Below are 23,616 nucleotides of genomic sequence, written 5' to 3'. Positions count from 1 at the left end.
GGGCGATGAACACGGACGAATTCGAGATTTTTCCCTGGGGTGAGGAATTCCTGACCCGCATCCCGGAGGTGGACCGCCAGCATCATTACCTGGTGGACCTCATCAACCGCCTGGCGCGTACGGTGCTGGAGGGCACCGATGAGGCCACGGCCGACGAGATCGTGGTCGAGCTGCGGGCCTACGCGCGGTATCACTTCGAGACCGAGGAAGGCATCTGGGCGCGGGCGTTTCAGGATGACGAGTGGTTCGCCGATCACTGCCGCGCGCACGCCGGCTTTATCGACGAACTGGACCGCATCGCCGCCCTGGAAGGGCCCGAGGAGTACCGCCTGCAGCCGTTGCTCGAGTTTCTGGTCCGCTGGCTGACCCTGCACATCCTGCGAAGCGACAAGCAGATGGCCGCCGCCATCAACGCCCTGGAGGCCGGCGTCGGGGTGGCCGAAGCGCGCGAACGCGCCACGCGGCATTTCCGCGAACAGTCGCCGACCGGCCTGGAATCCCTGCTCAACACCTACGTGCATATCGAGCGCCAGGTCTCGCAGTTCGCCCGGCATCTGGCCTCGCGCGGGCAGGAAGAGGCCGAGAACCGCTTTCGCACCCTGTTCGACTGCTTCATCCACCCCCTGCTGATCCTAGATGCCGAAGACGGCAGCGTGCTCGACGCCAACCCCGCCGCCTGCAGGATGACCGGCCACGCGGAGGACGAGCTGAAGCAGCGGCCCATCACCAATCTGCACCCGGACGACGAACGCGAGCGGATTGCCGCGCACCTGACGGCACCGCCCGAGGCCCCCGCCGGACACGACAGTCCGCCGCTGTACAGCCGGGTGCGCACCGCCACGCAGCGCGATGTCCCGGTCCGCATCACTCGCGGCGGCGAACTCCGCGATCACGGCCGCAGGCTGCGCGTCGCCTTCTACGAGGACATGACCCGCGAGCTGGAACACCGCCGCGAACTGAAATGGCGTTCGTTCAATGATCCGCTGACGGGCCTGCCCAACCGGGCCGGGATCATGCAGGCGCTGGAGCAGGTTACTACCGAACACGACGATACGGCCCTGGCCCTGATCTCCATCGACGTGGACGATTTCGGCGCACTGAACGACCGCCTGGGCACGGCGGCCGGGGACCGGATCCTGGCCGAACTGAGCCGCCGCTGGCGCGAACGTCTGAATGACGATGCCCTGCTCGGACGCCGCGGCGGCGACGAGTTCATCCTGGTGCTGCGCAGCTCCGGGGCGATCGAACGCCTGGAAGAGATCATGGGTACCGTGATCGAGGCCGGGCGTCACGTGCCGGTGTCCGACAAGGGCCCCGGCAGCGCCAGCGAGAACATCTCGGTCAGCGCCGGGATCTCGATCCGCCCGCCACGCAGCGGCCTCGACCCGGAAACGCTGCTGCGCCAGGCCGATCACGCGCTGTACGAATCCAAGCTGCGCCGCGACCGGGCCTGGGAATACTTCGACCACCGCCAGTACCAGCGTGTCGCCAGCCGGCATCGCACCATCAGTGCCTTCCGCCACGCGATCCACCGCAACGAACTCAGCGTGGAATACCAGCCCAAGGTCAACATGCGCACCGGCACGATCCTGGGCGTGGAGGCCCTGGTGCGCTGGCGGCACCCGGAACGCGGCCGGCTGACGCCGGGCGAGTTCCTGCCGGCCATCGAGAACGATCCGGTCTCCGTCGAGCTCGGCGAATACATGCTGGAGGAGGCCATGCGCCAGATGGAGCGGTGGCGCGAGGACGGCCGTCACCTGCCGGTCAGCATCAACATTGGCGCGATGCAGCTGGAGAGCGGCGACCTGCCCCGACGTCTGGAAAACATCCTGGACCGCCACCCGGAGATCCCGCGCGGCGACCTCGAGATCGAGGTGCTGGAGAGCACCGCCTTCGGGAACGCCGCCGCCGCGGAGGCGAACATGCGCGCGGTCCGCGAACTGGGGGTATCCATGAGCATCGACGATTTCGGCACCGGCTATTCGTCCCTGACCTACATCAAGCGCGTGCCCGCCAACGCGCTGAAGATGGACCGCAGCTATGTCCGCGACATGCTGGAAGACGCCGATGACCGCGCCATCATCGAGGCGGTGGTGGGCCTGGCCCGCGCATTCGACCGTTGGGTGATCGCCGAGGGCGTGGAGACCATCGAACAGGGTCGGGCCCTGCTGGCCATGGGCTGCGAGAACGGTCAGGGCTATGCCATCGCCCGCCCGATGCTGCCGGACGCCCTGGAAGGCTGGCTGACGCGGTGGACACCCCCGGCGGAGTGGTCCGCCGCACCCGCTCCCGACTGAACCCGCGCACCGTCGCTGTATTCGCAGGGAAGCAGGGGTTATCCTGCACAATGAGAACCATGCACGGAAGGAGCCGATGCCGCCCCGAGCGTCCGAGACCCCAAGGCCCGAGGAATCCCCCCGCCTCAGTGTTCTGCTGGTCGAGGACAGCTCCGACGATGCGGCCCTGGTCCGCGATCTGCTGGCCATCCCGACGGGCAACACCCGGTTCAGCACCGAACACTGCCGCCGGCTGCAGGAGGCCCTCGAGCTTCTGGCACGCGACGCCACCGCGTTCGATGCGATCCTGCTGGACCTGAACCTGCCCGACTCGGGCCCGGACCGGACCCTGCAGCGGGTGCTGTCACCGACGCGCGAGATCCCCGTGGTGGTGCTCACCGGCGACGACCACTCGGGCACTGGCGCGCACGCCATCGAGGCCGGCGCCGAGGATTTCCTCAGCAAGAACCGCCTGAGCGATGAGCTGCTCCAGCGCACCCTCAATCATGCGGTGACCCGCCACCGTGCGCGCCGCGAGCTGGCCCAGCAAGAGGCACTGTACCGCAGCCTGGTGGACGACCACCCGCATCTGGTCACCCGCTACCTCCCGGACACCACGCTCCTGCATGCCAACCGTGCGATGCTGGAGTTCCAGGGTCGAACACCGCAGGAATTGCTGGGCCAGCGCTGGCTGGACTGGACGCCCGAAGCAGACGTCGCGCGGGTCCGCGCGCACCTGGAAAGCTTTACCCCGGAGCGGCCGGTGGGGCATATCGAGAACACCCTGCCGCGGGCCGACGGGGAGCTGCGCACCATCCTGTGGAGCAACCGGGCGTTCTTCGACGCGGACGGCCGGATCACCGCGTTTCAGGGGGTGGGGGTCGACGTCACCGAGCAGCGCGAAGCGGAACGCAGCCGCGAACGGCTGATCCAGATCCTCGAGGCCACGCCGGATTTCGTGTCCATGGCGGATGCCACGGGACACGTGCTGTACGTCAACCGCGGGGGCAAGGAGCTGGTCGGACTGCCCGGAGCGGAAGGTGACGCGGACCCGCAGCGGGATCAGGACTTTTTCTCCGGAGAACATGCGGGCGAATGGCTTCACCCCGAATGGGCCAGGCGCCAACTGCAACAGAAAGGGTTTCCGGCCGCGCGCCGTACCGGTTTCTGGGAAGGCGAGTCCGCGCTGCTGGACATCGACGGACATCAGATTCCCGTGTCCCAGCGCATCATTGCCCACTTCGGTGCAGACGGCGAGCCCGAGTATTACTCCACCATCATACGCGACATCCGTCCGGAGAAGGCCCGCGAGGCGCTGGAACAGCGCCGCCAGAACGCCCTGCAGGAGCTGCACCGGATCACCAGCACCGCGGACACGGAGGACGCCGGCAAGCTGAGCGCCCTGCTGGAACTCGGCCTGCGCGAATTCGCGATGGACCATGGCCGCCTGGTGCGGGTGGACGACGGCAGCCGGCGCATCCTCGAGGCCGCCGGCGACTGGCCGGAGGCCCCGGGGCGCCCCGGCGACAGCGGGGCCCCGTTCTGTGACAACGCCCTGCGGCACCCGGGCCCGGTCGGCTACCACGAACCGGCTTCCCGGGTGGATGGCTGCAGCATCTCCGAGGCCCCCGGGGCCAGTGCATGCTTCGGCATGCCGGTGTACGTGAACGGTGAACTGCGGGCGGTGCTGAGCTTCGTCGCGCGGACCCCGCGCGAGCCCTTCGTGCCCTTCGAACGCGACCTGATCACCCTGATGGCGCAATGGATCGGCCACGAGCTGACGCGGCGCGAACAGCGCCTGGCTCTGGAACGCGAGCGCAACCTGTTCATGGCCGGCCCGACGGTGATCTTTGCCTGGGACAATGCCCCGGGGTGGCCCATCCAGTATGTCTCGCCCAACGTACAGGAAGTCCTCGGCTACGAGCCGCAGGAACTGATGGACCCGCAGACACCCCACGACCGGCTGGTGCACCCCGAAGACCGCGAGCGCATGGGCCGGGAGGTCATCGCCCATACCGCCAGCGACCACATCAACTATCAGCATACCCCCTACCGCTTGCGCCACCGCGATGGCGGCTGGCGCTGGATGCTGGACTACACCACCATCGAGCGCGACGAGTTCGGCGCGGTGGACCACTACCATGGTTACCTGGTGGACATCAGCGAGCGCCGGGAACTGGAAGAGGAACTGCGCCTGCTGGCCGCGACCTTCCAGGCCAGCCACGCGATCTTCATCACCGACGCCGACGGGCACATCCTGCGCGCGAACCGCGCCTTCGAGGAGATCACCGGGTACGACGCCGGAGAGGTGCTGGGCCAGACCCCGCGCGACCTTATCAAGTCGGGCGAGCATGACCGCGAGTTCTACCTGGACCTGTTCGGCCAGCTCGACGAACAGGGCCACTGGGAAGGCGAGATCTGGGACCGGCGCAAGGACGGCACGCTGATCCCCCTGTATATGTCGATCACGGGCTTGAACGGTGACGACAACGGCTCGAGCCGCCACTTCGTGGCGGTGTTCCATGACATCTCGCGGCAGAAACACCTGGAGGCGGAGCTGGAGCGCCAGGCCCTGCATGACCGCCTGACCGGTGTAGCCAACCGGCGCCACCTGGAGAGCCTGCTGGAACAGGAGGCCCACCGCGCCGATCGCCACGGCGATGCGTTCTCGATCCTGCTGCTGGACCTGGACCGGTTCAAGGACGTGAACGATACCTTCGGCCACGACGTGGGCGACGAAGTCCTGCAGCAGCTCGTCGGGGTGCTGCAGGACCGCCTGCGCAAATCCGACGTAATCGGCCGCTGGGGTGGCGAGGAGTTCATGGTGCTGCTGCCCTCAACCGAACTACGCCGCGCGCGCAAGGTAGCCGAGACCCTGCGCGCCCGCGTTAGCGACACAACCTTCCCCGGCTCCGGCCGTCTGACCATCAGTATCGGTGTGGCGCAACACCGGCAGGGGGAACCGCTGAAGGACACCTTCAAGCGCGCCGACGACGCCCTGTACGATGCCAAGCGCCACGGTCGCAACCGCGTCGCGGTGCACGACTGAAGGCGGTTCAGAAGCCCCCGAGTTCACGCAGATGCGCGGCCACGCTGCGCCCCAGCGCGTGCAGGGCATAACCGCCTTCCAGCATGGAGACCACCCGCCCCTGCGCGTGCCGCTCGGCCAGCTCCACAATGCGCGCGCTGATCCAGGCGTAGTCGTCCTCGCTCAGGGCCAGGCGCGAGAGTTCGTCCTCACGGTGGGCGTCAAAGCCGGCCGACACCAGCACCAGCTCGGGTGCGAACGCATCCCACTGCTCGAACCAGGCCGCGGCCACCGCCTCGCGCCACTGTCCGCCGGATGACCCGCCGGGCACGGGCACGTTGAGGCAGTTGTCGCCCAGCGGCGTTACGCCCGACCCGGGGTAGGCGGGATGCTCGAAGGACGACGCGAACAGGATGGACGGATCCCCGGCCACCAGCGCCTCGGTACCATCGCCGTGATGCACGTCGAAGTCCACGATCGCGATGCGGCGGACGCCGTGGCGGGCCTGAGCGTGGCGGGCGGCGATCACCACGTTGTTGAACAGACAGAAGCCCGCGGCACGGTCGGCGCGGGCATGGTGCCCCGGCGGACGCACCGCGCAGAACCCCCGCCGGCCCCGCGCGCCCATCACCCAGTCCACCGCGGTCATGCCTGCACCCGCCGCCAGCAGGGCCGCCTCGTGGCTGCCGGGGGACAGTGCGGTGTCGCCGTCGAGCATGATCCGCTCGCCCGCCGGCACATGCCGCAGTACCCGCGCCACATGGTTCTCGGTATGGACCCGCAGCAGATCGGCGCGCCCGGCCGGCAGCGCCTCGCGGTGCAGGATCCACGGGTCCAGCCCGCCGGCCACCAGCTGGTCGCGGATCGCGGTCAGCCGCTCGGGACACTCCGGGTGCCCGGGTCCGTTGTCATGTTCCAGCCCGGCATCGGGAGATAGGAAGGCAAGATTCATGTTATGAAGGCCCCTCCGGGCAGCACCAATTCATCGGATCCACCAACGCAGGCAGCATGCATGGGCACCCATATCCTCGACAAGATCTTCAACCCCCGAGGCGTGGCCGTGTTCGGCGCCACCGAGCGCGAGGGGGCCGTGGGCCAGACGATCCTGGCCAACCTGCTGACCGCCGGCTACGAAGGCACGCTGGTCCCGGTCAATCCCAAGCATGACACGGTGCAGGGCCTGCCCTGCGTGCCCGAGCTGCGCCCCGGCGAGCACCGCGTGGACCTCGCCCTGATCGCCACCCCGGCGCGCGCAGTGCCGGCGATCCTGCGTAACTGCGGCGAGGCCGGTCTGCGCGGCGCGGTGATCCTGTCGGCCGGCTTCGGCGAGGCCGGGCGCGAGGGCCAGCGCCTGCAGCAGGAATGCGTGGAGATCGCGCAGCGCTACCGCATGCGCCTGATCGGCCCCAACTGCCTCGGCATCATGCGCCCGCGCATCGGCCTGAACGCCACCTTCAGCCACAACCAGGCGCTGCCCGGCAAGCTGGGGCTGGTCTCCAGTTCCGGCGCGCTGGTCACCGCGGTGCTGGACTGGGCGCAGTCCACCGGCATCGGCTTTTCCGGGGTGGCCTCCACCGGCGACGCCGCCGACGTCGACTTCGGCGAGCTGCTGGACTACCTCGCGGTCGACCCCGAGACCCAGGGGATCCTGCTGTACGTCGAGGGCATCCGCCACACGCGGCGTTTCCTCTCCGGCCTGCGCGCGGCCGCCCGCATGAAACCCGTGGTCGTGCTGAAATCGGCGCGCCACGCCGCCACCGCCCAGGCCGCGGCCACCCACACCGGCGCGATGATGGGCTCCGACGCGGTGTTCGATGCCGCGCTGGAACGCGCGGGCGTGGTCCGCGTCGAGCGCGTGTCGCAGTGGTTCTCCGCAGCACAGATCCTCGCCCGGGGCATGCGCCTGCGGGGCGAGAACCTCGCGATCCTCACGAACGGTGGCGGCCCCGGGGTGATGGCCGTCGACCGCGCCGCCGACCTCGACCTGGACCTGGCCAGCCTGTCGGACAAGAGCATGGACGCGCTGAACGCCCTGCTCCCCAGCCACTGGTCGCACGGCAACCCGATCGACATCCTCGGTGACGCCACCGCCGAACGCTACGGCGAGGCGCTGCGCATCACGCTGGCCGACCCCGGGGTGAGCATGGCCGTGGTACTGCTGACCCCGCAGGCCATGACCGACCCGGACGCCTGCGCCGAGGCCGTGATCGAACAGGCCCGCAACAGCCACAAGCCGGTGCTCGCCTGCTGGATGGGCGACCCGCTGGTGGCCCGCGCGCGCCGGCGCTTCGACGAGGCCGGGATCCCGCAGTACCGCACCCCCGAGGCCGCGATCGAGACCTTCGCCTGGCTGATCGAACACCGCCGCAACCAGCGCATGCTGCTGCAGACCCCGGGCCCGGTGAGCGACGAGACGCCGTCGGACGTCGAGGGCGCCCGCCTGATACTGCAGAACGCGCGCAACGATGGCCGCAAGGTCCTCAGCATCCGCGAGTCCAAGGCCGTGCTGGCCGCCTTCCACGTGCCCACCAACCCCAGCATCCTCGCGCGCGACCCGGCCGACGCGATGCTGGCCGCCGAGACCCTGGGCTTTCCGGTGGCGCTCAAGATCAGCGCAACCGGGATCAGCCACAAGAGCGATTTCGGTGGCGTACGCCTGAACCTGCGCAGCGTGCAGACCGTGCGCCAGCAGACCCAGGAGATGCTGGACCAGATCCGCGAGCGCTTCCCCGATGCCAGGGTCGAGGGCGTGACCGTGGAGCGCATGTCCGAGGTCGGGCATGCGCGCGAACTGCTGCTCGGGATCTCGCGCGACCCGGTGTTCGGCCCGGTGATCGCCTTCGGCCTGGGCGGCACCGCGGTGGAAGTCATCGGCGACCAGGCCATCGCCCTGCCGCCGCTGAACCGCTCGCTGGCCGAACGGCTGGTGGACCAGACCCGCGCCGCGCGCACCCTGGGCGAGTTCCGCGGCGCGCCGCCGGTACCGCGCGAGGCCATCGAACAGGTCCTGCTGCGGGTCTCGGAGATGGCCTGCGAACTGCCCGAACTGGCCTCGCTGGACATCAACCCGCTGCAGGCCGGCGAGAACGGCGTGATGGCGGTGGACGCCCGTATCGAGCTCGCCGAGCCCGGGCACGACACCCGCCACTACTCGCACATGGCCATCCACCCCTACCCCGGGCACGTCGCCCGCAACGTGACCACGCGCGACGGCCACGAGCTGGAACTGCGGCCGATCCGTCCGGAAGACGCCGCCATCGAACAGGCCTTCGTGCGCAGCCTGTCGGAAAAGACCCGCTACCTGCGCTTCATGCGTTCGCTGGACGAACTCACCCCGGAGATGCTGGTGCGTTTCACCCAGATCGACTACGACCGCGAGATGGCCTTCATCGCCGTGGATCACGCCGACGGTCAGGAAGTCCAGGTGGGTGTGGCCCGCTACACCACCGAGCCCGACGGCGAGAGCGCCGAATTCGCCGTGGTCGTCAGCGACGCCTGGCAGGGCCGCGGCGTGGGCTCCCTGCTGATGGAGGCCATCGTCGACTCCGCCCGCCGCAACGGCCTGCGCGAACTGTTCGGCGAGGTCCTGCGCCAGAACGACGGCATGCTCGCCCTCGCCCGGCGCCACGGCTTCCAGCGCGAGATCCTCACCTCCGACGACGAGATCGTGCGCGTCAGCCGCCGGCTGCACTGACGCCGGGGTCCGCCGCGCCCATGAACCGCGCCGAACGCATCTTCCACCTGCACCGGCGGCTCAAGGAAAGCCACCAGCCGCCCTCGCTGGCGCAGCTGGTGGAGCAGCTCGGGGTGTCGCGCGCCACCCTCAAGCGCGACATCGAATACATGCGCGACTTCATGCAGGCGCCCATCGAGTACGACGCGCAGGCCAACGGCTACCGCTACGCCCCCGACGCCCCGGCCTTCGAGCTGCCCGGGCTGTGGTTCAACGAATCCGAGCTGCTCGCCCTGCTCACCATGGAACAGCTGCTGGAAGACATGCAGCCGGGCCTGCTCGCCCCCGTCATCGGCCCGATGAAGGCGCGCATCCGCCGCCTGCTGGAGACCGGCGGCCACGACCCCGCCGAACTGCGCCGGCGCATCCAGATCCAGCCCCAGGCCCACCGCACCAGTGCCGCCGACACCTTCCGCGTCGCCGCCGAAGCCACCCTCGCCGGCCGCCCGCTGGACATCGAATACCACGGCCGCGCCCGCGACAGCGCCACCCGCCGCCGCATCCACCCGCAGCGCCTGCTCTACTACCGCGATAACTGGTACCTGATCGCCTGGTGCGAAAACGCCGAAGCCCTGCGCACCTTCGCGCTGGAACGCATCCGCGCCGCCACCCCCGTGCAGGACACCCCGCTGCGCGAAGAAGCCGATGCCGACCTCGACCGCCACATCGGCGCCGCCTTCGGCATCTTCACCGGCCCCGCCAGCGAATGGGCCGTACTGCGCTTCACCCCCGAACACGCCCGCTGGGTCGCCGACGAAACCTGGCACCCCGAACAGATCGGCCAGTACCGCGGCGACACCTGGGAACTGCAGATCCCCTACTCCGACCCCACCGAACTGATCCAGGAGATCCTGCGCCACGGCCCCGGCGTGGAAGTCATCGCCCCCGAATCCCTGCGCCAGCGCGTCGCCGACACCCTGCGCGAGGCCGCCGCCCGCTACGCCTGAACCTCACTCGCCACACCACCTCCGTGCGGGGTGGCTCACTGTGTGAGCCACCGCCTGTGGTGGGATACGGGTACTGGCAACACGAACCCGGAGGTTCCCATGCAACGCAACGGTTCCCGTATTCCCGATCAGGCCCGGCCCGTTCCGGTGCTGCGCGGTTATTATGCGCGGCGCGACCGGATTCAGAACACGGCGACCACGGAAGAACTTCTGCAGCGGATCCCGCTGGCGGGGTATCGGCATCACGAGGCGCCGCGGCTGTGGCCGCATCTGCGCCGCGGGCAGGGGCTGACGGTGCAGCGCGAACGGCTGAATCCGGCCGATCCGAACGCGGTGGCGGTGTGCTGGCTGGATCACCAGCTGGGGTATCTGCCGCGCGAGGAGAACGACATGGCGGCGGAGCTGCTGGACCGCAACGAGGAGCTGGTGGCCCGCATCATCGACAAGCGCGACAGCGAAGACCCCTGGGAGCGCCTGGAGCTGGGGGTCTACCGCCGGCGGAGGCCGGGCAAGTAAGGCGCGCCCCACCGCCCGTTGGCCGGGCCGGTCGGGGCACTTCATGGCCTGCTCGCTGTCCGCGAAACCATCCGGTGGCGATCGAGGAGGCCAGAGGTTGAGCGACCCGCCCGAGGGCAAGACGGATCCGGCGTTCCGACCGGCCTGGTGGCTACCGGGGCGCCATGCGCAGACGGTCTTTCCGGCACTGTTTCGTGCGCCGCCGCCGGTGCGGCTGGAGCACGAACGCCTGGAACTGCCGGACGGGGATTTCCTCGAGCTGGCCTGGGGGCCGCCGGGCCGCGGTCTGGTGCTGGTGGGCCACGGTCTGGGCGGCGACGAGACCTCGGGCTACGCCCTGGGCGTGGTGGCGGCGCTGGCGCGGCGCGGGATCGGCAGCGCGGTGCTGATCTCGCGCGGGGCCGGTTCGCACCCCAACCGGCTGCGCCGCAGCTATCACGCGGCTGCGTGGGACGACCTGGATCATGTGGTGGAGACCCTGCACCGGCGCGATCCCGCCCGGCCGATGGCGGTCTGCGGGTTTTCCCTGAGCGGTTCCATGCTGCTGTCGTGGCTGGGGGAGCGCGGCGACATGCCGCTGGCCACGGCGGTGGCGGTCTCGGTGCCGTTCGATCTGGCCGCCAGCGCCGATGCACTGGAGCGCGGCTTCGCGCGGGTCTACCAGTGGCATCTGATGCGCGGTCTGCGCCGGGTGACGCTGCGCAAGTTCGCAGCACGCGACGATGCCCCGCTGCCGCTGGCGGAACTGCGCCGCATGCGCCGGCTGCGCGAGTTCGACGAGCGCATCACCGCCCCGCTCCACGGCTTTCGCGACAGCGCCGACTACTACGCCCGCGCCAGCTGCCGCCCGCGCCTGGGCGCGATCCGCCAGCCGACCCTCATCCTGCATGCCGCCGACGATCCGTTCGTCCCGGCCACCAGCGTTCCCGCCACCCGCGAACTGGGCCCCGGGATCGGGCTGGAGCTGCAGGCACGCGGCGGGCATGTGGGCTTTGTGGCCGGAGACGTTCCCGGGCGCCCCCGTTACTGGCTGGACACCCGCATCGCCGACCACATCAGCGCGCACCTGGAGGCGGCGCTGAACACCGGCGCCGGGCGATAGCCGAACGCCCCGGGGCGCAGGGTCACGTGCCGGCGCGGATCAGTGGCCCCCGGGTTCGCCGCCGCCGTCCTTGTCGTGCTGCGCGAGCCGGGAATGGAGTTCGCCGCTCTGGCCGGGTGGGGCCTTCACTTCCACTTCCATGCCGTTGCGGCGGAACTTGCCCACCACCTTGTCGATGGCGGCCACCGCGGAGCTGTCCCACAGCGAGGCCTCACTGAGGTCGATGACCACGTGATGGATGCGTTCGCGATAGTCGAAGCTGTCGATGAACTTGTCCACGGCCACGAAGAACAGCTGCCCGCGCACGCGGTAGGTACGCACCCGGCTGCCCTCGGGCCGCTCGCTGTCCACGTGCACGGCATTGACCATCTTGCGCGCGAAGAACACCGCACTGAGCAGCACGCCGGCGAACACGCCCAGCGACAGGTCGTGGGTCACCACGGTCACGCCCACGGTCACGATGAGCACGGTGGCATCGGTGCGCGGGAGCTTGTGCAGGGTGGTCAGCGAGCTCCAGTCGAAGGTGGCGATGGAGACCATGATCATCACGGCCACCAGTGCGGCCATCGGGATGATGGAGACCAGGTCGCCGAGGAACACGATCAGGATCAGCAGGAAGATGCCCGCCGACAGGGTGGACAGCCGCCCCAGGCCGCCGGATTTGATGTTGATGACCGACTGCCCGATCATCGCGCAGCCGGCCATGCCGCCGAAGAAGCCGGTCACGATGTTGGCGATGCCCTGGCCCTGGGCCTCGCGGTTCTTGCCCGAGGGGGTGTCGGTCAGGTCGTCCACCACCTGTGCGGTCATCAGCGATTCCAGCAGCCCGACCACCGCCAGCGAGAACGCGGTGGGGAAGATGATCTGCAGGGTCTCGAGGTTCCACGGGATGTCGGGGAACAGGAACACCGGCAGGCCGTCGGGCAGCTCGCCCATGTCGCCCACTTCCATGGTCGGCAGGCCCATGAAATAGACCACGATGGTCAGCGCCACGATGGCCACCAGCGGGGGCGGCAGCAGTCTGGGATAACCCGGGATCAGCGGCAGGCCGTACAGGATCAGCAGGCCGACGGAGACCAGCACCCACATGGTGGTGTCACCGTCCACCAGGTACGGCACCTGCGACATGAAGATCAGGATCGCCAGCGCGTTCACGAACCCGACCATTACGGTGCGCGGAATGAACATCATGTAGCGACCCAGCCGGGCCCAGGCGAACAGCAGCTGGATCACCCCGGTCAGCAGGGTCGCGGCCAGCAGGTACTGCAGCCCGTGTTCCGCCACCAGAGTGACCATCAGCAGGGCCATGGCCCCGGTGGCGGCGGAGATCATGCCCGGGCGGCCACCGGTGAACGCGATCACCACCGCCATGGAGAAGGACGCGTACAGCCCCACGGACGGGTCCACCCCGGCGATGATGGAAAACGCGATCGCCTCGGGGATCAGAGCGAGCGCCACGACCATGCCGGCGATCAGGTCGGCACGGACGTTGAAGAACCAGATATCGCGCTGGCGTTGCCAGAAGGCCTGTAGCTTCTGCTGCACGGCAAATCTCCCAATCAGAGCTTTGTCGCGCCGGCCCTGAGCGCGGCCTCGGCCACACAACAGCGATAAGACGGGTGGGATTGACGGATACCAGCCAGTGGGGTACTGCTAGGCGCTCCGTGGCCACCAGTTACGGCGCTCGATGACAGGCGCCGGCAGGTGAGTGCTCGGAGATCGCGCCTGTGCGAAAGGCGCAGGATTCTACCACTTCGCCCGTCCGGCCTGAACCAGCGGCCGGCGCACCCACGGGACTACCCCGCCACGCACCGCCGAAAGCCAGGATTTCCGCATGCTGCAACGCGTCGTCATCGCCATCGATTTTTCTTCCGCCTCGGCTGCGGCCCTGGCCATCGCCCGGCACCACTGCCCCGGCGCCACGCGCCGCCTGCTGCACGTACTCAAGCCCGCGGACGTTGCCCGCGACAGCGCCGCCGGGGCGATGGCCGGGCCCGGGTCCTCGCCGCTGCATTCGAAAGAGATGCGCCAGTCGGCGGAGGATCAGGCCCACGCCCGGCTGAAGGAATGGGCACGGGAAGACGAGGAATGCGCGGTGGCCGTGGGCAGTGCGCCCGAGGAGATCTCGCGCCTGGCCGAGGAGTGGGATGGCGAACTGATCGTGATGGGCACCCGCGGACGCAGCCAGCTCGCCAGCATGCTGTCGGGCTCGGCCACCGAATGGCTGGTGCGCCACGCCAGCCTGCCGGTCATGGTGGTGCACGATGTCCCCCTGAGCGATGCGATGCGCGAAAATCTTCCGCCCGGCTTTGAACAGCACGATTGATGGCACAGGAGGTTTCATGATGGCTGCAACGACTCGATTCGGCAGCACCCTGATCGCGGCGCTCAGCCTCGCCGGAGGCGCCGCCCATGCGGACACCGGCACCGCCACCGTCGCCCAGACCCTGGACCGCGACGGCCAGCCGCTGGTCTCCGTCGACGGCGCACGGGCGGAAGATACCTTTGCCGCCCTCGGGGCCCTGACGGTCAAGGGCCGGCTGATGCGCGACAGCGAGATGGGCCATGAAGGCTATCGCCCGGAACTGGCCGGAAAGCCGATGCAGGCGGTCGGCGAACGCTGGCTGGAACTGCTGGACTATGCCCAGGGGGCGTTCCTCGACCAGGGCCGCCTGCGGTCGCATGCCGGTGCGGAGGACGAGGCCGGCCCGTCCGCCTATGCCGAGGCCGGCTATCTCTATCACATGCACCACAGCGCGGGCCGGTTCGAGGACCTCGGGCTGTACGATGACCTCACCCACCAGCCCAGTCCGATGATCTCGCAGCTGGAGAACCATCTGGTCAACACGCGCCACGAAGACGGCCGAATCCACGGTGCCGGCGCCAGCGATGCCGAGGCCTTCGCCTACGGCATGGATGCGCTGCACGCCTCGGCCTATGCCTGGGTCCGCCAGGACAAGCCGGGTGGCGCAGATGACATGGGCCAGCTCGACCTGGACGCGCTGGCCGGCTGGCTGGGCCATTCGCGTGACGATCTGGTGGCGGTCGCCCGCGCGGTCGCGGACCGGGCCGACGAGGCCTGGGACGCGGACGCCGGGATCTACGTGCTGGACGAGGGTGCCAAGTGGTCCGTCGATCAGCTCGGTGCCCTGCTGCGCGGGCACAAGGGCCTGTATGAAATGCTCGCGCTGTACGGAGACGATGACGACCAGGAACGGGCGGAAACCCTGGCGGATCGCGCCGCGGCCATCACCACGGCCGTGCTGGACGGACACGGGCCGCTGCGTGACTGGGGCCTGCCGGCGCGCCTGGAATTTGTCGACGGCCGGGCCATGGCCGCGTCGGACGAGGTGGATGTCGGCGGCCAGTGGCGCTTCGTACACCAGGTCACCGGCGGGTTTTCCATCCTGCGCGAGCGCGACGGCACCTCCGGCCTGATGGGTGAACGCCACCCCGAACTGGAGCAGAAGGTGGGCCGGGCACTGGACCGCATATTCCTCGGCGCGCTCGAATACCAGCTCGACGGCGACTACGTGCCGGCCCGCCTGGACCATGGCGACGGCTCGGTCAGCGACCCGACCGTTACCACCCGCGCGGCGGCGGCCTTCGTGCAGGCCGTGGGCAACGGGTACCGCGCCGGTGACGCATTCGACCGCCCCGGGGCCTGGGACGACGACGCCGAACTGGCCGCACGCAGCGAGGCCCTGTACGACGCGATGCTGCGCCACGGCGAGCTGGTCAGCTCGCGTCTGGTGCGGGTGGACTAGCGGATCTCGGGCCGGCTCCCGGCCAGCCACCGGGCCGCCGCCTCGCGCAGGCGACGGATGACCCCGCGCCGGCCGGAGACCCCGGCCAGCGCTTGCAGGGCCGCCCAGTCCTGCTGCTGCACGCAGGCGGCATGCAGCAGGGCCCGGTCCGAGTCCTGGCCCGAATCCTGGCTCGGGTTCTGATCTGGCTCGCGATCCGGCGGAGTGTCGGCCATCAGGGCCCGGCGCAGTGCCGGCAGTGCCCACTCGAAGCTGCGGCAGCGATGGGCAAACGCTTCGATCGAGGCGCGATCGTCCGCCTCGACTTCACCGTGCTCGTCCGGCGCCGGCAGGCTCTGCTCGATGGCCCGGGTGGTGGCACTGTCCAGCTGCTCCGCAGCCAGCGTTCGCCATAACGGCCAGTCGCGAGCGAACGCCCCCTGCACCGCCGCCAGCGCCGGCTCCGCCTCGCCGGCCTCGGCCAGCGTACGCATCACGATCAGCGTGACCTGCCCGCTCGCCGGATCCGGGCGCACGCCCAGACGCACCGGCGCAAAGCCCTCGCGCCGCCAGAAGTGCAGCATGCCCGGGGTCACCCCGAACGCCGCGCCCAGCAGGGCCACCCCGTCGCGCGCGGCGCGGTCGGCCACCGCGCGCAGCAGGCGCGTGCCGAGCCCGCGCCCCTGCCAGGCGGGATGCACCGCGATCCGGTGGATCCGCCAGGCGGTCTGGCCCGCCAGTGAAAAAGAACCTACTGCAGCCAGAGTACACGGCAGGAAGCGCCCCGGCGGCCGCCGCTCGCCGGCCCACACCGCGTCCGCCAGCTCCGGCGCCAGCCCCGGCTCGGCCTGCACCAGCACCGCCCCGAACAGGGCACCGTCGCGCACGCCTTCCAGCAGCAGCACATGCAGGTCGGGATCATCCAGCCAGCGCTGCAGATCGGAGGGACGGGTGCGGTAATGCGCGTCGGCCAGCAGGCCGGTCAGCGCCTGCAGACGGGCGGCGTTGCCCGCGAGCTCGGCCGGCGAGCGCCAAACCAGACGCACGGCCTGGGGCGGCGGCTCGTGGCTGGCCGCCTCCAGCAGGAACAGCCGGTTGATCCAGTCTTCCAGCGGATCGCCAGCGGCCCAGCGCACGGGTTCATGCAGGCGCAGGATCCGCGGTCGCAGGCCGGCCCGTTCCAGCGCCGGCAGCACCCGCAGGCGGAACCCCTGACCGCTGCCCTCGAACCCGCCGGTGGTGGTCGCCAGGACCACCCGGCGGGCGCGCCGGGTCAGCTCCAGCAGGCGCTCCACCGGGATGGCCGCGGCCTCGTCCACGATCAGCCACTCGGGCTGCGCGGCGGAGTCCAGGAGCACGGCGGGAGCGCAATAGCGCGTCGCGGGATCGAACGCCGCGGGCAGCTTCGCATCCGCCCCGCCGCGGTCACGGGCGATCACCTGCGTGGCGCGGGCGAGCAGCCGTTCGGCCGCCGCCGGGGCGGGCGCCGTGACGGCGATGGAATCGGCCGGCACAGCATCCGGCGCCTGCAACCGTTCGCCCAGCCATTCCCCCAGCACGGTGGACTTGCCCCGCCCGCGCGGGGCGATCACCACATCGCAGCGTCGCGCACCGCCGTCCTCCGGGGCGCGCAGCGCCTCCAGCACCTGCCGCTGCCCGGGGGTCCAGTCCCCGTCTTCCCGCGCCTTCCGCGGATTTGGCCAGTCGCCCGGCCGCTCGGGATCGGGGTGTTCCACCATTGTTTCGGCCAGGGCCCGCCGCCAGCGCTGGCCGAAGGGAGTGGCGGCCGGTTCCGCCGCCAGCAGCACCAGCACGCCCCCGCCGCGCAGGATGCCACCCACGATCGCCAGCGCATCCGCCGCCGGCACCTCGCCGGCCTCGAATACCACCGCGTCGCGCTCGCGGCCCAGCCAGTCTCCGGCCTGTGCCGGCCGGACCGAGGGAAGGCCCGCCACGGGCGCGGCACCGCCAACCCACAGCACATCCACGTTGCGCGCCAGGGTCCGCAGCCACTCACCTGCGCGTTCGCGCACCTCCGGGCGATCCGGCAGCACGACCGTCCGGCGATGCAGGTGGGCAACGGACTTCATTACGGGGGAACTCAACGGGGGTTCACGGGCCTCAATTATTTCCATATCGCGCCGACACATCGATATAAACCCACCGCTGCGGAGAACCGCAGCCTGAAGCAGGAGCCCGCATGAGCACCCACGACCACCCGGCCATCGAACTGCCGGAACGGCTGCGGATCGACGCGGTCGAGGCGCTGACCGAACAGGCCCGCGAGACCCTGGACCGCGGCGCCGCCCTGCGCCTGGACGCGAACAGCGTGCAGGACGTGGACACCGCCGGCCTGCAGCTGCTGGCCATGCTGCGCCGCGAGGCACGGCGCCGCAAGCAGCCCATGCACATCGAATACCCGACGCCGGCTCTGGAAGAGGGTCTGCAGCGTCTGGGACTGCACGCACTGGTCATGGAAGATCACGGCGGGACCGCCGCCTGATCCACGACGAACGGCTGATACATCCGTAAAAACCAACGGAAACCCCGCAAAAAGGCCGCGCCATTTGTGGAAGATCGGTCAAGGATTTGCCTCCACCCTCTCCCCCCTGCCTGCGGCCGATTGACTCAAGTTTCTTCGTTTGCCCCCGTTACATTCTGTGACGGGGGTCCATCTTTGCTGTACAGTGTTTGTACAAGTTTTCTCGCGACACCCGCGGCGGGACCGGCAAAGGGTTTGCCGGCAGGCTCCACGGGTCTCGCAACCGCTCAATACAACCGGATAACAGGGGCACGCAATGGCTAAGGTGCTGGTGGTGGACGACTCGTCCTCGATGCGACAGATGGTGAGCTTCGCGCTCAAGCAGGCCGGACACGAGGTGACCGAGGGTCGCGACGGCAACGATGGCCTGAGCAAGGCGCAGGGGCTGAAGGCCGACCTGGTCATCACCGACGTGAACATGCCCGGCAAGGACGGCCTGGAGCTGACCCGCGAGCTGCGCAAGCTGCCCGACTACAAGTTCACGCCCATCCTGGTGCTCACCACCGAGGCCGGTCCGGAGAAGAAGCAGGAAGGCAAGGCCGCCGGCGCCACCGGCTGGCTGGTCAAGCCCTTCGATCCGGAGAAGCTGATGAGCACGGTCAACAAGGTCCTGCGCTAGCCATGTCCATGGACATGTCCCAGTTCATCGAGGCGTTCCTCGAAGAGAGTTTCGAGGGGCTGGATCACATGGAGACCGAGCTGCTCGCGCTCAGCGAGGGCGACGAGGAGACCCTGCACACGATCTTCCGCGCGGCCCACTCGATCAAGGGCGGCGCCGGGACCTTCGGGTTCAGCGCGATCTCCGAATTCACCCACGGCATGGAGACCCTGCTCGACCGCATGCGCAACGGTCAGCAGGAAGCGACACCGGAGATCGTGAACCTGCTGCTGCGCGCGGTGGACGTGCTGCGCGGCCAGCTGCAGGCGGCTCGCGATGGTGGCGAAGCCGACCCGGCCGAGGCGGCCGAGGTGCGCGCACTGATCGAGGCCACGCTGGGCGAGGACACCCCGGCACCGGCGACCGGAGGGGGCAGCGATGACGCTGGCTCCGGCAACGCCGACGGGGGCGACGACGGCGCATCGGGTGGCTGGCGCATCGACTTCCGCCCGCATGCCGATATGCTGCGCACCGGCAACGATCCCCTGCGCATGTTCGAGGTACTGGAAGAACTGGGCGAGCTGACGGTGTCCAGTCAGCCCGACGGCCTGCCCGAGACGCTGGAAGGCTATGAGCCGGAGGCCAGCTACCTGGCCTGGACCCTCGAGCTGCGCGGCGACGTGGAACGTGCCGACATCGAGGAGGTCTTCGAATGGGTCGAGGACGAATGCGACCTGACCATCGAACCGCTCGAAACCGCGGGCGACAGCGCCGGAGCGCAAGCCCCGGCGGATCCGCCCCCGGACGGCTCCGGCCCGGAATCCGCGCCCGCCGGCAGTGAAGAGAGCGCGGGCGGAGCACCCGCACGCACGGCCTCGAAGCCGACCGAATCCAGCTCCATGCGGGTCAACGCCGCCAAGATCGACGCGCTGATCGACATGGTCGGCGAGCTGGTCATCACCCAGTCGATGCTCACCGACATCAGCGAGCAGCTGGAAGAAGACCCGTCGCGCGTGGAGCAGCAGATCGAGCGCCTGCGCTCGGGGCTGGCCGAACTGGAGCGCAATACCCGCGAGCTGCAGGAAAGTGTAATGGGCATCCGCATGGTGCCCATCGCTCAGGTGTTCAACCGCTTCCCCCGCCTGGTCCACGACCTCTCCGGCCAGCTCGGCAAGCAGATCGACCTGCAGATGGAGGGCGAGCTCACCGAGATCGACAAGACCGTTCTGGAGCACCTGGGCGACCCGCTGGTGCACCTGGTGCGCAACGCCATCGACCACGGCATCGAGATGCCCGACGAGCGCAGCGCGGCCGGCAAGGATCCCACCGGCCGGGTCACGCTGGAGGCCTACCATCGCGGCGGCAACGTGGTGATCGAGATCCGCGACGACGGCCGCGGGATGAACTCCGACCGCATCCTGGAGAAGGCCCGCGCCGCCGGTCTGCTGCGGCCGGACCAGACGCCGGAACCGCACGAGATCCTGCAGTACATCTTCGAGCCCGGACTTTCCACCGCGGAGAAGCTGTCGGACCTGTCCGGCCGCGGCGTGGGCATGGACGTGGTGAAGAAGAACATCCGCGGCCTGGGCGGCAACATCGAGCTGCATTCCGAGCCGGGCCGCGGCTCGCGGATCACCATTCGCCTGCCGCTGACCCTGTCGATCATGGACGGCCAGCTGCTGAAGATCCACGACGAGACCTTCGTGATCCCGCTGATCGCGATCGTCGAGTCACTGCAGACCGAGCCGGAGAACGTGAAACAGGCCTTCGGCAAGCTGCCGCTGTATCGACTGCGCGACGAATACATCCCGGTGGTCGATCTGGCCGCGCTGTTCGGCCAGGCCGAACCCACGCCGATGCCGGATCGGGCCCTGCTGGTGGTGGCCGAGGCGGACAACCAGCGCGTGGCCCTGCGGGTGGATGACCTGCTGGGGCAGCAGCAGGTCGTGATCAAGACGCTCGAAACCAATTTCCGCCGGGTGCCGGGTACGGCCGGGGCCACCATTCTCGGCGACGGCCAGGTGGCGCTGATCCTGGACGTCGCGGGCATCGCCCGAATGGCCGCCGGACGCGACACCCGCGCTGCATGATGACCAATGGAGTCCAACGCAATGGCTAACGACGCGACCCAGTCCATCCAGGACCCGGCCACCGCCGGGGAGGACCAGTACCTCACCTTCATCCTGGCCGACGAGGAATACGGGGTGGACATCCTCCGCGTGCAGGAGATCAAGGGCTGGGAACGCCCCACCCCGCTGCCCAACACGCCGGACTACATCCGCGGCGTGATCAACGTGCGCGGCATGATCGTGCCGATCATCGACATGCGCCTGCGCTTCGGCATGGAGCCGCTGGAGTACGGCCCCACCACGGTGGTGATCATGCTGCGGGTGATCAGCGAGGACCGTGAACGGGTGATGGGCATCGTGGTGGACGCGGTCTCCGAGGTGTACAGCATCGGCGACGACAACCTGCAGCCGGCCCCGGATTTCGGCACCCGCATCGGCATCGACTTCGTGCGCGGCCTGGCCACGGTGGAGGAAAAGATGATCCTGGTGCTGGACATCGACACCCTGCTCGGCCCCGGCCTGATCGCCAGCGAAGACGCGATCCGGGAAGAACAGGGCGCCTGAGGCATAACGACCCATGCGCACGTTCGCGGTGATCAACCAGAAAGGCGGCGTCGGCAAGACCACGGTGACGCTGAACCTGTCGCACGCGCTGGCACTGGCCGGAAACCGCGTGCTGGCGATCGACGCGGATCCGCAGGGGCACCTGACCATGGCCTTCGGCCTGGAGGATCCCGCCGGACTGGACCGGGTGCTGCACGGCGAGGCGCGCATGCGCGACGCCTTCAGCGAGGCCGGCAACGGCCTGCAGGTGGTCGCCGCCGGCGAGCATCTGCAGGAAGTGGAAAACCTGAACGAGGGCGGCGCGCAACGCGGCTGGCGGCTGCAGCGCGCACTGGCGGCGATGGACGAGCCGTTCGACTACGTGCTGATCGACTGTCCGCCATCGGCCGGCCTGCTGGGCATGAACGCGATCATCGCCGCCGACGAGATGCTGATCCCGGTAGCCGGCGACTTCCTCTCGCTCAACGGGCTGTCGCGGCTGATGCGCATCCTGCACGGCATCGAGGAGCGCCTGGGCGGCTCGCGGGCGAAGTGGATCGTGCTGTCGCGCTTCATGGAACAGCGCCGCCACGCCCGCGAGGTGCGCGACCGGATCCGCGAGCACTTCGGCTCGCAACTGCTGGACACCACGATCCGCGAATCGGTGGTGCTGGCCGAGAGCCCGAGCTTCGGCCAGACGATCTTCGAATATCAGCCCCGGCATCGCGCCGCCGGGGACTTCAGGGCCCTCGCCGGGGACCTGATGGAAACCGCGACGGCAACGGCCTGAACGACGGGACACGCAATGAGCACACGCAAGCGCAACAAACTGGGCAACGATCCGCTGGGCTGGATGGACGACGGCGACGAATCCCGGTCCGGGCCCTCGGACGAGCCACCGCAGACCGAGGCATCCGGGTCCGACGACACCGGCGATACCGGCGACGCCAGTGACGCCGCCGCGAGCGAGGCCCGCCCCGCGCGCCGCAGGGCACCGGCGAAGAGCCGCAGCCGCAAGAACACCGGGTCCGCCCGCACCGAAACTCCGAAACAAGCCTCCAGCGAGGACAGCACGATGGCCGAAAAAATGCAGCACGCCAACGCCTCCGAAGAACGACTCGACGGCGAGTTCATGCGCGCCGCATGTGAAGGTTCACGCATGTCGGTCATGATGTGCGACACGGACATGAACATCATCTATGCGAATCAGCACGTCGTGGACCTGCTGAATGAACGCAAGCAACAGATCCGGCAGCGGTTCCCCGATTTCGATCCGGAGCACCTGGTGGGCCAGTCGATCGACCAGTTCCACGAGAATCCCGCCCACCAGCGGGCAATCCTGCAGAACCCGGAACGTCTGCCCTGGACCGCGAACATCGAAGTAGGCGGAATCGAATTCAAGCTCGAGGCCACCGCGGTCGTGGATGACGACGGCAACTACCGGGGCAACATGGTGGAGTGGAGCGACATCACCGAATTCAATCGCTCCGAACGCGAACGCGCGCGCTTCGCCGCAGCGATCGATGGCGCCGAGGCCGCCCTGATGATGTGCGACGAGCACATGAACATCACCTTCGCCAATAAGACGCTGAAGCGGATGTTCGAGCGCCATCAGGCAATCTTTGCCCGACACTTCGCGGGCTTCGACCCGCACAACCTGGTGGGCCAGTCCATTGATCGGTTCCACGAAAACCCTGCGCACCAGCACGCGATCCTGCAGAATCCCGCGCGCCTGCCGCACGAGGCCGAGATCGCTCTGGAGGATCTGCGCTTCCGCATCAATGCCACCGCCATCATCGACGCACACGGAAACTACGCCGGCAACATGCTGGAGTGGCAGGACGTCACGGAGGTCCGGCATGCCGAGGAAGAGATCGCATCGCTGATCGAAGACGCGGCCAGCGGCAATCTGGGCGAACGCCTGAACCCCGAAAAGTACAGCGGCTTCACCCGGGTCGTCGGCGAAAAGATCAATGGCCTGCTGGACGCAGTGGTACCGCCGCTGCGCGAAGGCTCGCGCGTGATGCAGGCCATGGCCGAAGGCGACCTGAACGCACGGCTGGAGGGCGACTTCCACGGCGAGTTCGCGGAGTTCCGCGACGCCATCCACGAAACCATGGACAACCTGGACCGGCTGGTGGGCCAGATCCTCGAGGGTGCCAACAATGTCCGCTCGGCCTCCTCCGAGATCGCCCAGGGCAATACCGACCTCTCCCAGCGCACCGAGGAACAGGCCTCCTCGCTGGAGGAAACCGCCTCTTCCATGGAAGAGATGACCTCCACCGTGAAGTCCAACGCCGACAACTCCAAACAAGCCAACCAGCTCGCCATCGCCGCGCGCGACAAGGCCACCGAAGGCGGCGAAGTCGTCAGCAAGGCCGTCGGCGCCATGGGCGAGATCAACCAGTCCTCCAAGAAGATCGCCGACATCATCGGCGTCATCGACGAGATCGCCTTCCAGACCAACCTGCTCGCCCTCAACGCCGCGGTCGAGGCCGCCCGCGCCGGCGAACAGG

17 protein-coding genes are annotated in these 23,616 nt (G+C 69.0%); 14 read left to right on the top strand and 3 right to left on the bottom strand.

What is annotated here, in order from left to right; translation table 11 throughout:
* Positions 1–5: 5 nt before the first annotated feature.
* Positions 6–2,297: a bifunctional diguanylate cyclase/phosphodiesterase gene (locus D571_RS0112710; RefSeq protein ID WP_018937072.1), complete on the top strand. Its 2,292-nt coding sequence runs from the start codon at positions 6–8 to the stop codon at positions 2,295–2,297.
* Positions 2,298–2,373: 76 nt separating this feature from the next.
* Positions 2,374–5,325 (top strand): PAS domain S-box protein, encoded by a 2,952-nt coding sequence (locus D571_RS0112705; RefSeq protein WP_018937071.1) that lies wholly within the window; start codon positions 2,374–2,376, stop codon positions 5,323–5,325.
* 7 nt (positions 5,326–5,332) lie between these two features.
* Here D571_RS0112705 and D571_RS0112700 read toward each other — a convergent pair whose 3' ends face one another.
* The gene (locus D571_RS0112700) at positions 5,333–6,256 is read right to left on the bottom strand and encodes a histone deacetylase family protein (RefSeq protein ID WP_018937070.1); all 924 of its coding nucleotides are present in this window, start codon (positions 6,254–6,256) and stop codon (positions 5,333–5,335) included.
* A gap of 60 nt (positions 6,257–6,316) precedes the next feature.
* Between D571_RS0112700 and D571_RS0112695 the strand changes: the two genes are divergently transcribed.
* The 4 genes from D571_RS0112695 (at position 6,317) to D571_RS0112680 (ending at position 11,602) form a co-directional block, all read left to right on the top strand.
* Complete coding sequence (locus D571_RS0112695; RefSeq protein ID WP_018937069.1) at positions 6,317–8,998, top strand: bifunctional acetate--CoA ligase family protein/GNAT family N-acetyltransferase; 2,682 nt, start codon at positions 6,317–6,319, stop codon at positions 8,996–8,998.
* 20 nt (positions 8,999–9,018) lie between these two features.
* Positions 9,019–9,984, top strand: coding sequence for a YafY family protein (locus D571_RS0112690; protein WP_018937068.1), 966 nt, complete (start codon positions 9,019–9,021; stop codon positions 9,982–9,984).
* Between the two features lie 99 nt (positions 9,985–10,083).
* Positions 10,084–10,500, top strand: a complete 417-nt coding sequence (locus D571_RS0112685; protein ID WP_018937067.1) for an HIRAN domain-containing protein — start codon at positions 10,084–10,086, stop codon at positions 10,498–10,500.
* A gap of 97 nt (positions 10,501–10,597) precedes the next feature.
* Positions 10,598–11,602, top strand: a complete 1,005-nt coding sequence (locus D571_RS0112680) for a hydrolase (protein ID WP_018937066.1) — start codon at positions 10,598–10,600, stop codon at positions 11,600–11,602.
* A 39-nt stretch (positions 11,603–11,641) separates the two neighbouring features.
* On the opposite strand, the gene D571_RS0112675 is transcribed toward D571_RS0112680, so the two are convergent.
* Positions 11,642–13,147, bottom strand: a complete 1,506-nt coding sequence (locus D571_RS0112675; protein ID WP_018937065.1) for a SulP family inorganic anion transporter — start codon at positions 13,145–13,147, stop codon at positions 11,642–11,644.
* A gap of 289 nt (positions 13,148–13,436) precedes the next feature.
* Between D571_RS0112675 and D571_RS0112670 the strand changes: the two genes are divergently transcribed.
* Both D571_RS0112670 and D571_RS0112665 read left to right on the top strand, forming a co-directional pair.
* Positions 13,437–13,928, top strand: a complete 492-nt coding sequence (locus D571_RS0112670; protein WP_018937064.1) for a universal stress protein — start codon at positions 13,437–13,439, stop codon at positions 13,926–13,928.
* 16 nt (positions 13,929–13,944) lie between these two features.
* Positions 13,945–15,369, top strand: coding sequence for a hypothetical protein (locus tag D571_RS0112665; protein WP_018937063.1), 1,425 nt, complete (start codon positions 13,945–13,947; stop codon positions 15,367–15,369).
* Here D571_RS0112665 and D571_RS0112660 read toward each other — a convergent pair.
* Positions 15,366–17,438, bottom strand: coding sequence for a GNAT family N-acetyltransferase (locus D571_RS0112660; protein ID WP_018937062.1), 2,073 nt, complete (start codon positions 17,436–17,438; stop codon positions 15,366–15,368). The two genes, D571_RS0112665 and D571_RS0112660, sit on opposite strands and share 4 nt — an antisense overlap.
* 110 nt (positions 17,439–17,548) lie before the next feature.
* On the opposite strand from D571_RS0112660, the gene D571_RS0112655 reads away from it, so the two are divergent.
* From D571_RS0112655 to D571_RS0112630, 6 genes are all read left to right on the top strand, one after another.
* Positions 17,549–17,851, top strand: a complete 303-nt coding sequence (locus D571_RS0112655; RefSeq protein ID WP_018937061.1) for a lipid asymmetry maintenance protein MlaB — start codon at positions 17,549–17,551, stop codon at positions 17,849–17,851.
* Positions 17,852–18,146: 295 nt separating this feature from the next.
* Complete coding sequence (locus D571_RS0112650; RefSeq protein WP_018937060.1) at positions 18,147–18,509, top strand: response regulator; 363 nt, start codon at positions 18,147–18,149, stop codon at positions 18,507–18,509.
* A gap of 2 nt (positions 18,510–18,511) precedes the next feature.
* The gene (locus D571_RS0112645) at positions 18,512–20,578 is read left to right on the top strand and encodes a chemotaxis protein CheA (RefSeq protein WP_018937059.1); all 2,067 of its coding nucleotides are present in this window, start codon (positions 18,512–18,514) and stop codon (positions 20,576–20,578) included.
* A gap of 21 nt (positions 20,579–20,599) precedes the next feature.
* The gene (locus D571_RS0112640) at positions 20,600–21,121 is read left to right on the top strand and encodes a chemotaxis protein CheW (RefSeq protein WP_018869624.1); all 522 of its coding nucleotides are present in this window, start codon (positions 20,600–20,602) and stop codon (positions 21,119–21,121) included.
* Between the two features lie 13 nt (positions 21,122–21,134).
* Positions 21,135–21,890, top strand: coding sequence for a ParA family protein (locus D571_RS0112635; RefSeq protein ID WP_018937058.1), 756 nt, complete (start codon positions 21,135–21,137; stop codon positions 21,888–21,890).
* 15 nt (positions 21,891–21,905) lie between these two features.
* A partial coding sequence (locus tag D571_RS0112630) for a methyl-accepting chemotaxis protein (protein ID WP_018937057.1) occupies positions 21,906–23,616 on the top strand: 1,711 nt, incomplete at its 3' end.

This window comes from Thioalkalivibrio sp. ALJ24, from assembly GCF_000377785.1.
GTDB lineage: Bacteria > Pseudomonadota > Gammaproteobacteria > Ectothiorhodospirales > Ectothiorhodospiraceae > Thioalkalivibrio.
This window is presented reverse-complemented; position numbering and strand designations above follow the sequence as displayed.

What these genes read in the sequence shown, in the direction of transcription:
- D571_RS0112690 (WP_018937068.1), top strand. Translation starts at nt 9,019, where the DNA reads ATGAACCGCGCCGAACGCATCTTCCACCTGCACCGGCGGCTCAAGGAA.
- D571_RS0112660 (WP_018937062.1), bottom strand. Translation starts at nt 17,438, where the DNA reads ATGAAGTCCGTTGCCCACCTGCATCGCCGGACGGTCGTGCTGCCGGAT.
- D571_RS0112670 (WP_018937064.1), top strand. Translation starts at nt 13,437, where the DNA reads ATGCTGCAACGCGTCGTCATCGCCATCGATTTTTCTTCCGCCTCGGCT.
- D571_RS0112700 (WP_018937070.1), bottom strand. Translation starts at nt 6,256, where the DNA reads ATGAATCTTGCCTTCCTATCTCCCGATGCCGGGCTGGAACATGACAAC.
- D571_RS0112650 (WP_018937060.1), top strand. Translation starts at nt 18,147, where the DNA reads ATGGCTAAGGTGCTGGTGGTGGACGACTCGTCCTCGATGCGACAGATG.
- D571_RS0112710 (WP_018937072.1), top strand. Translation starts at nt 6, where the DNA reads ATGAACACGGACGAATTCGAGATTTTTCCCTGGGGTGAGGAATTCCTG.
- D571_RS0112640 (WP_018869624.1), top strand. Translation starts at nt 20,600, where the DNA reads ATGGCTAACGACGCGACCCAGTCCATCCAGGACCCGGCCACCGCCGGG.
- D571_RS0112645 (WP_018937059.1), top strand. Translation starts at nt 18,512, where the DNA reads ATGTCCATGGACATGTCCCAGTTCATCGAGGCGTTCCTCGAAGAGAGT.
- D571_RS0112685 (WP_018937067.1), top strand. Translation starts at nt 10,084, where the DNA reads ATGCAACGCAACGGTTCCCGTATTCCCGATCAGGCCCGGCCCGTTCCG.
- D571_RS0112705 (WP_018937071.1), top strand. Translation starts at nt 2,374, where the DNA reads ATGCCGCCCCGAGCGTCCGAGACCCCAAGGCCCGAGGAATCCCCCCGC.
- D571_RS0112665 (WP_018937063.1), top strand. Translation starts at nt 13,945, where the DNA reads ATGATGGCTGCAACGACTCGATTCGGCAGCACCCTGATCGCGGCGCTC.
- D571_RS0112695 (WP_018937069.1), top strand. Translation starts at nt 6,317, where the DNA reads ATGGGCACCCATATCCTCGACAAGATCTTCAACCCCCGAGGCGTGGCC.
- D571_RS0112655 (WP_018937061.1), top strand. Translation starts at nt 17,549, where the DNA reads ATGAGCACCCACGACCACCCGGCCATCGAACTGCCGGAACGGCTGCGG.
- D571_RS0112635 (WP_018937058.1), top strand. Translation starts at nt 21,135, where the DNA reads ATGCGCACGTTCGCGGTGATCAACCAGAAAGGCGGCGTCGGCAAGACC.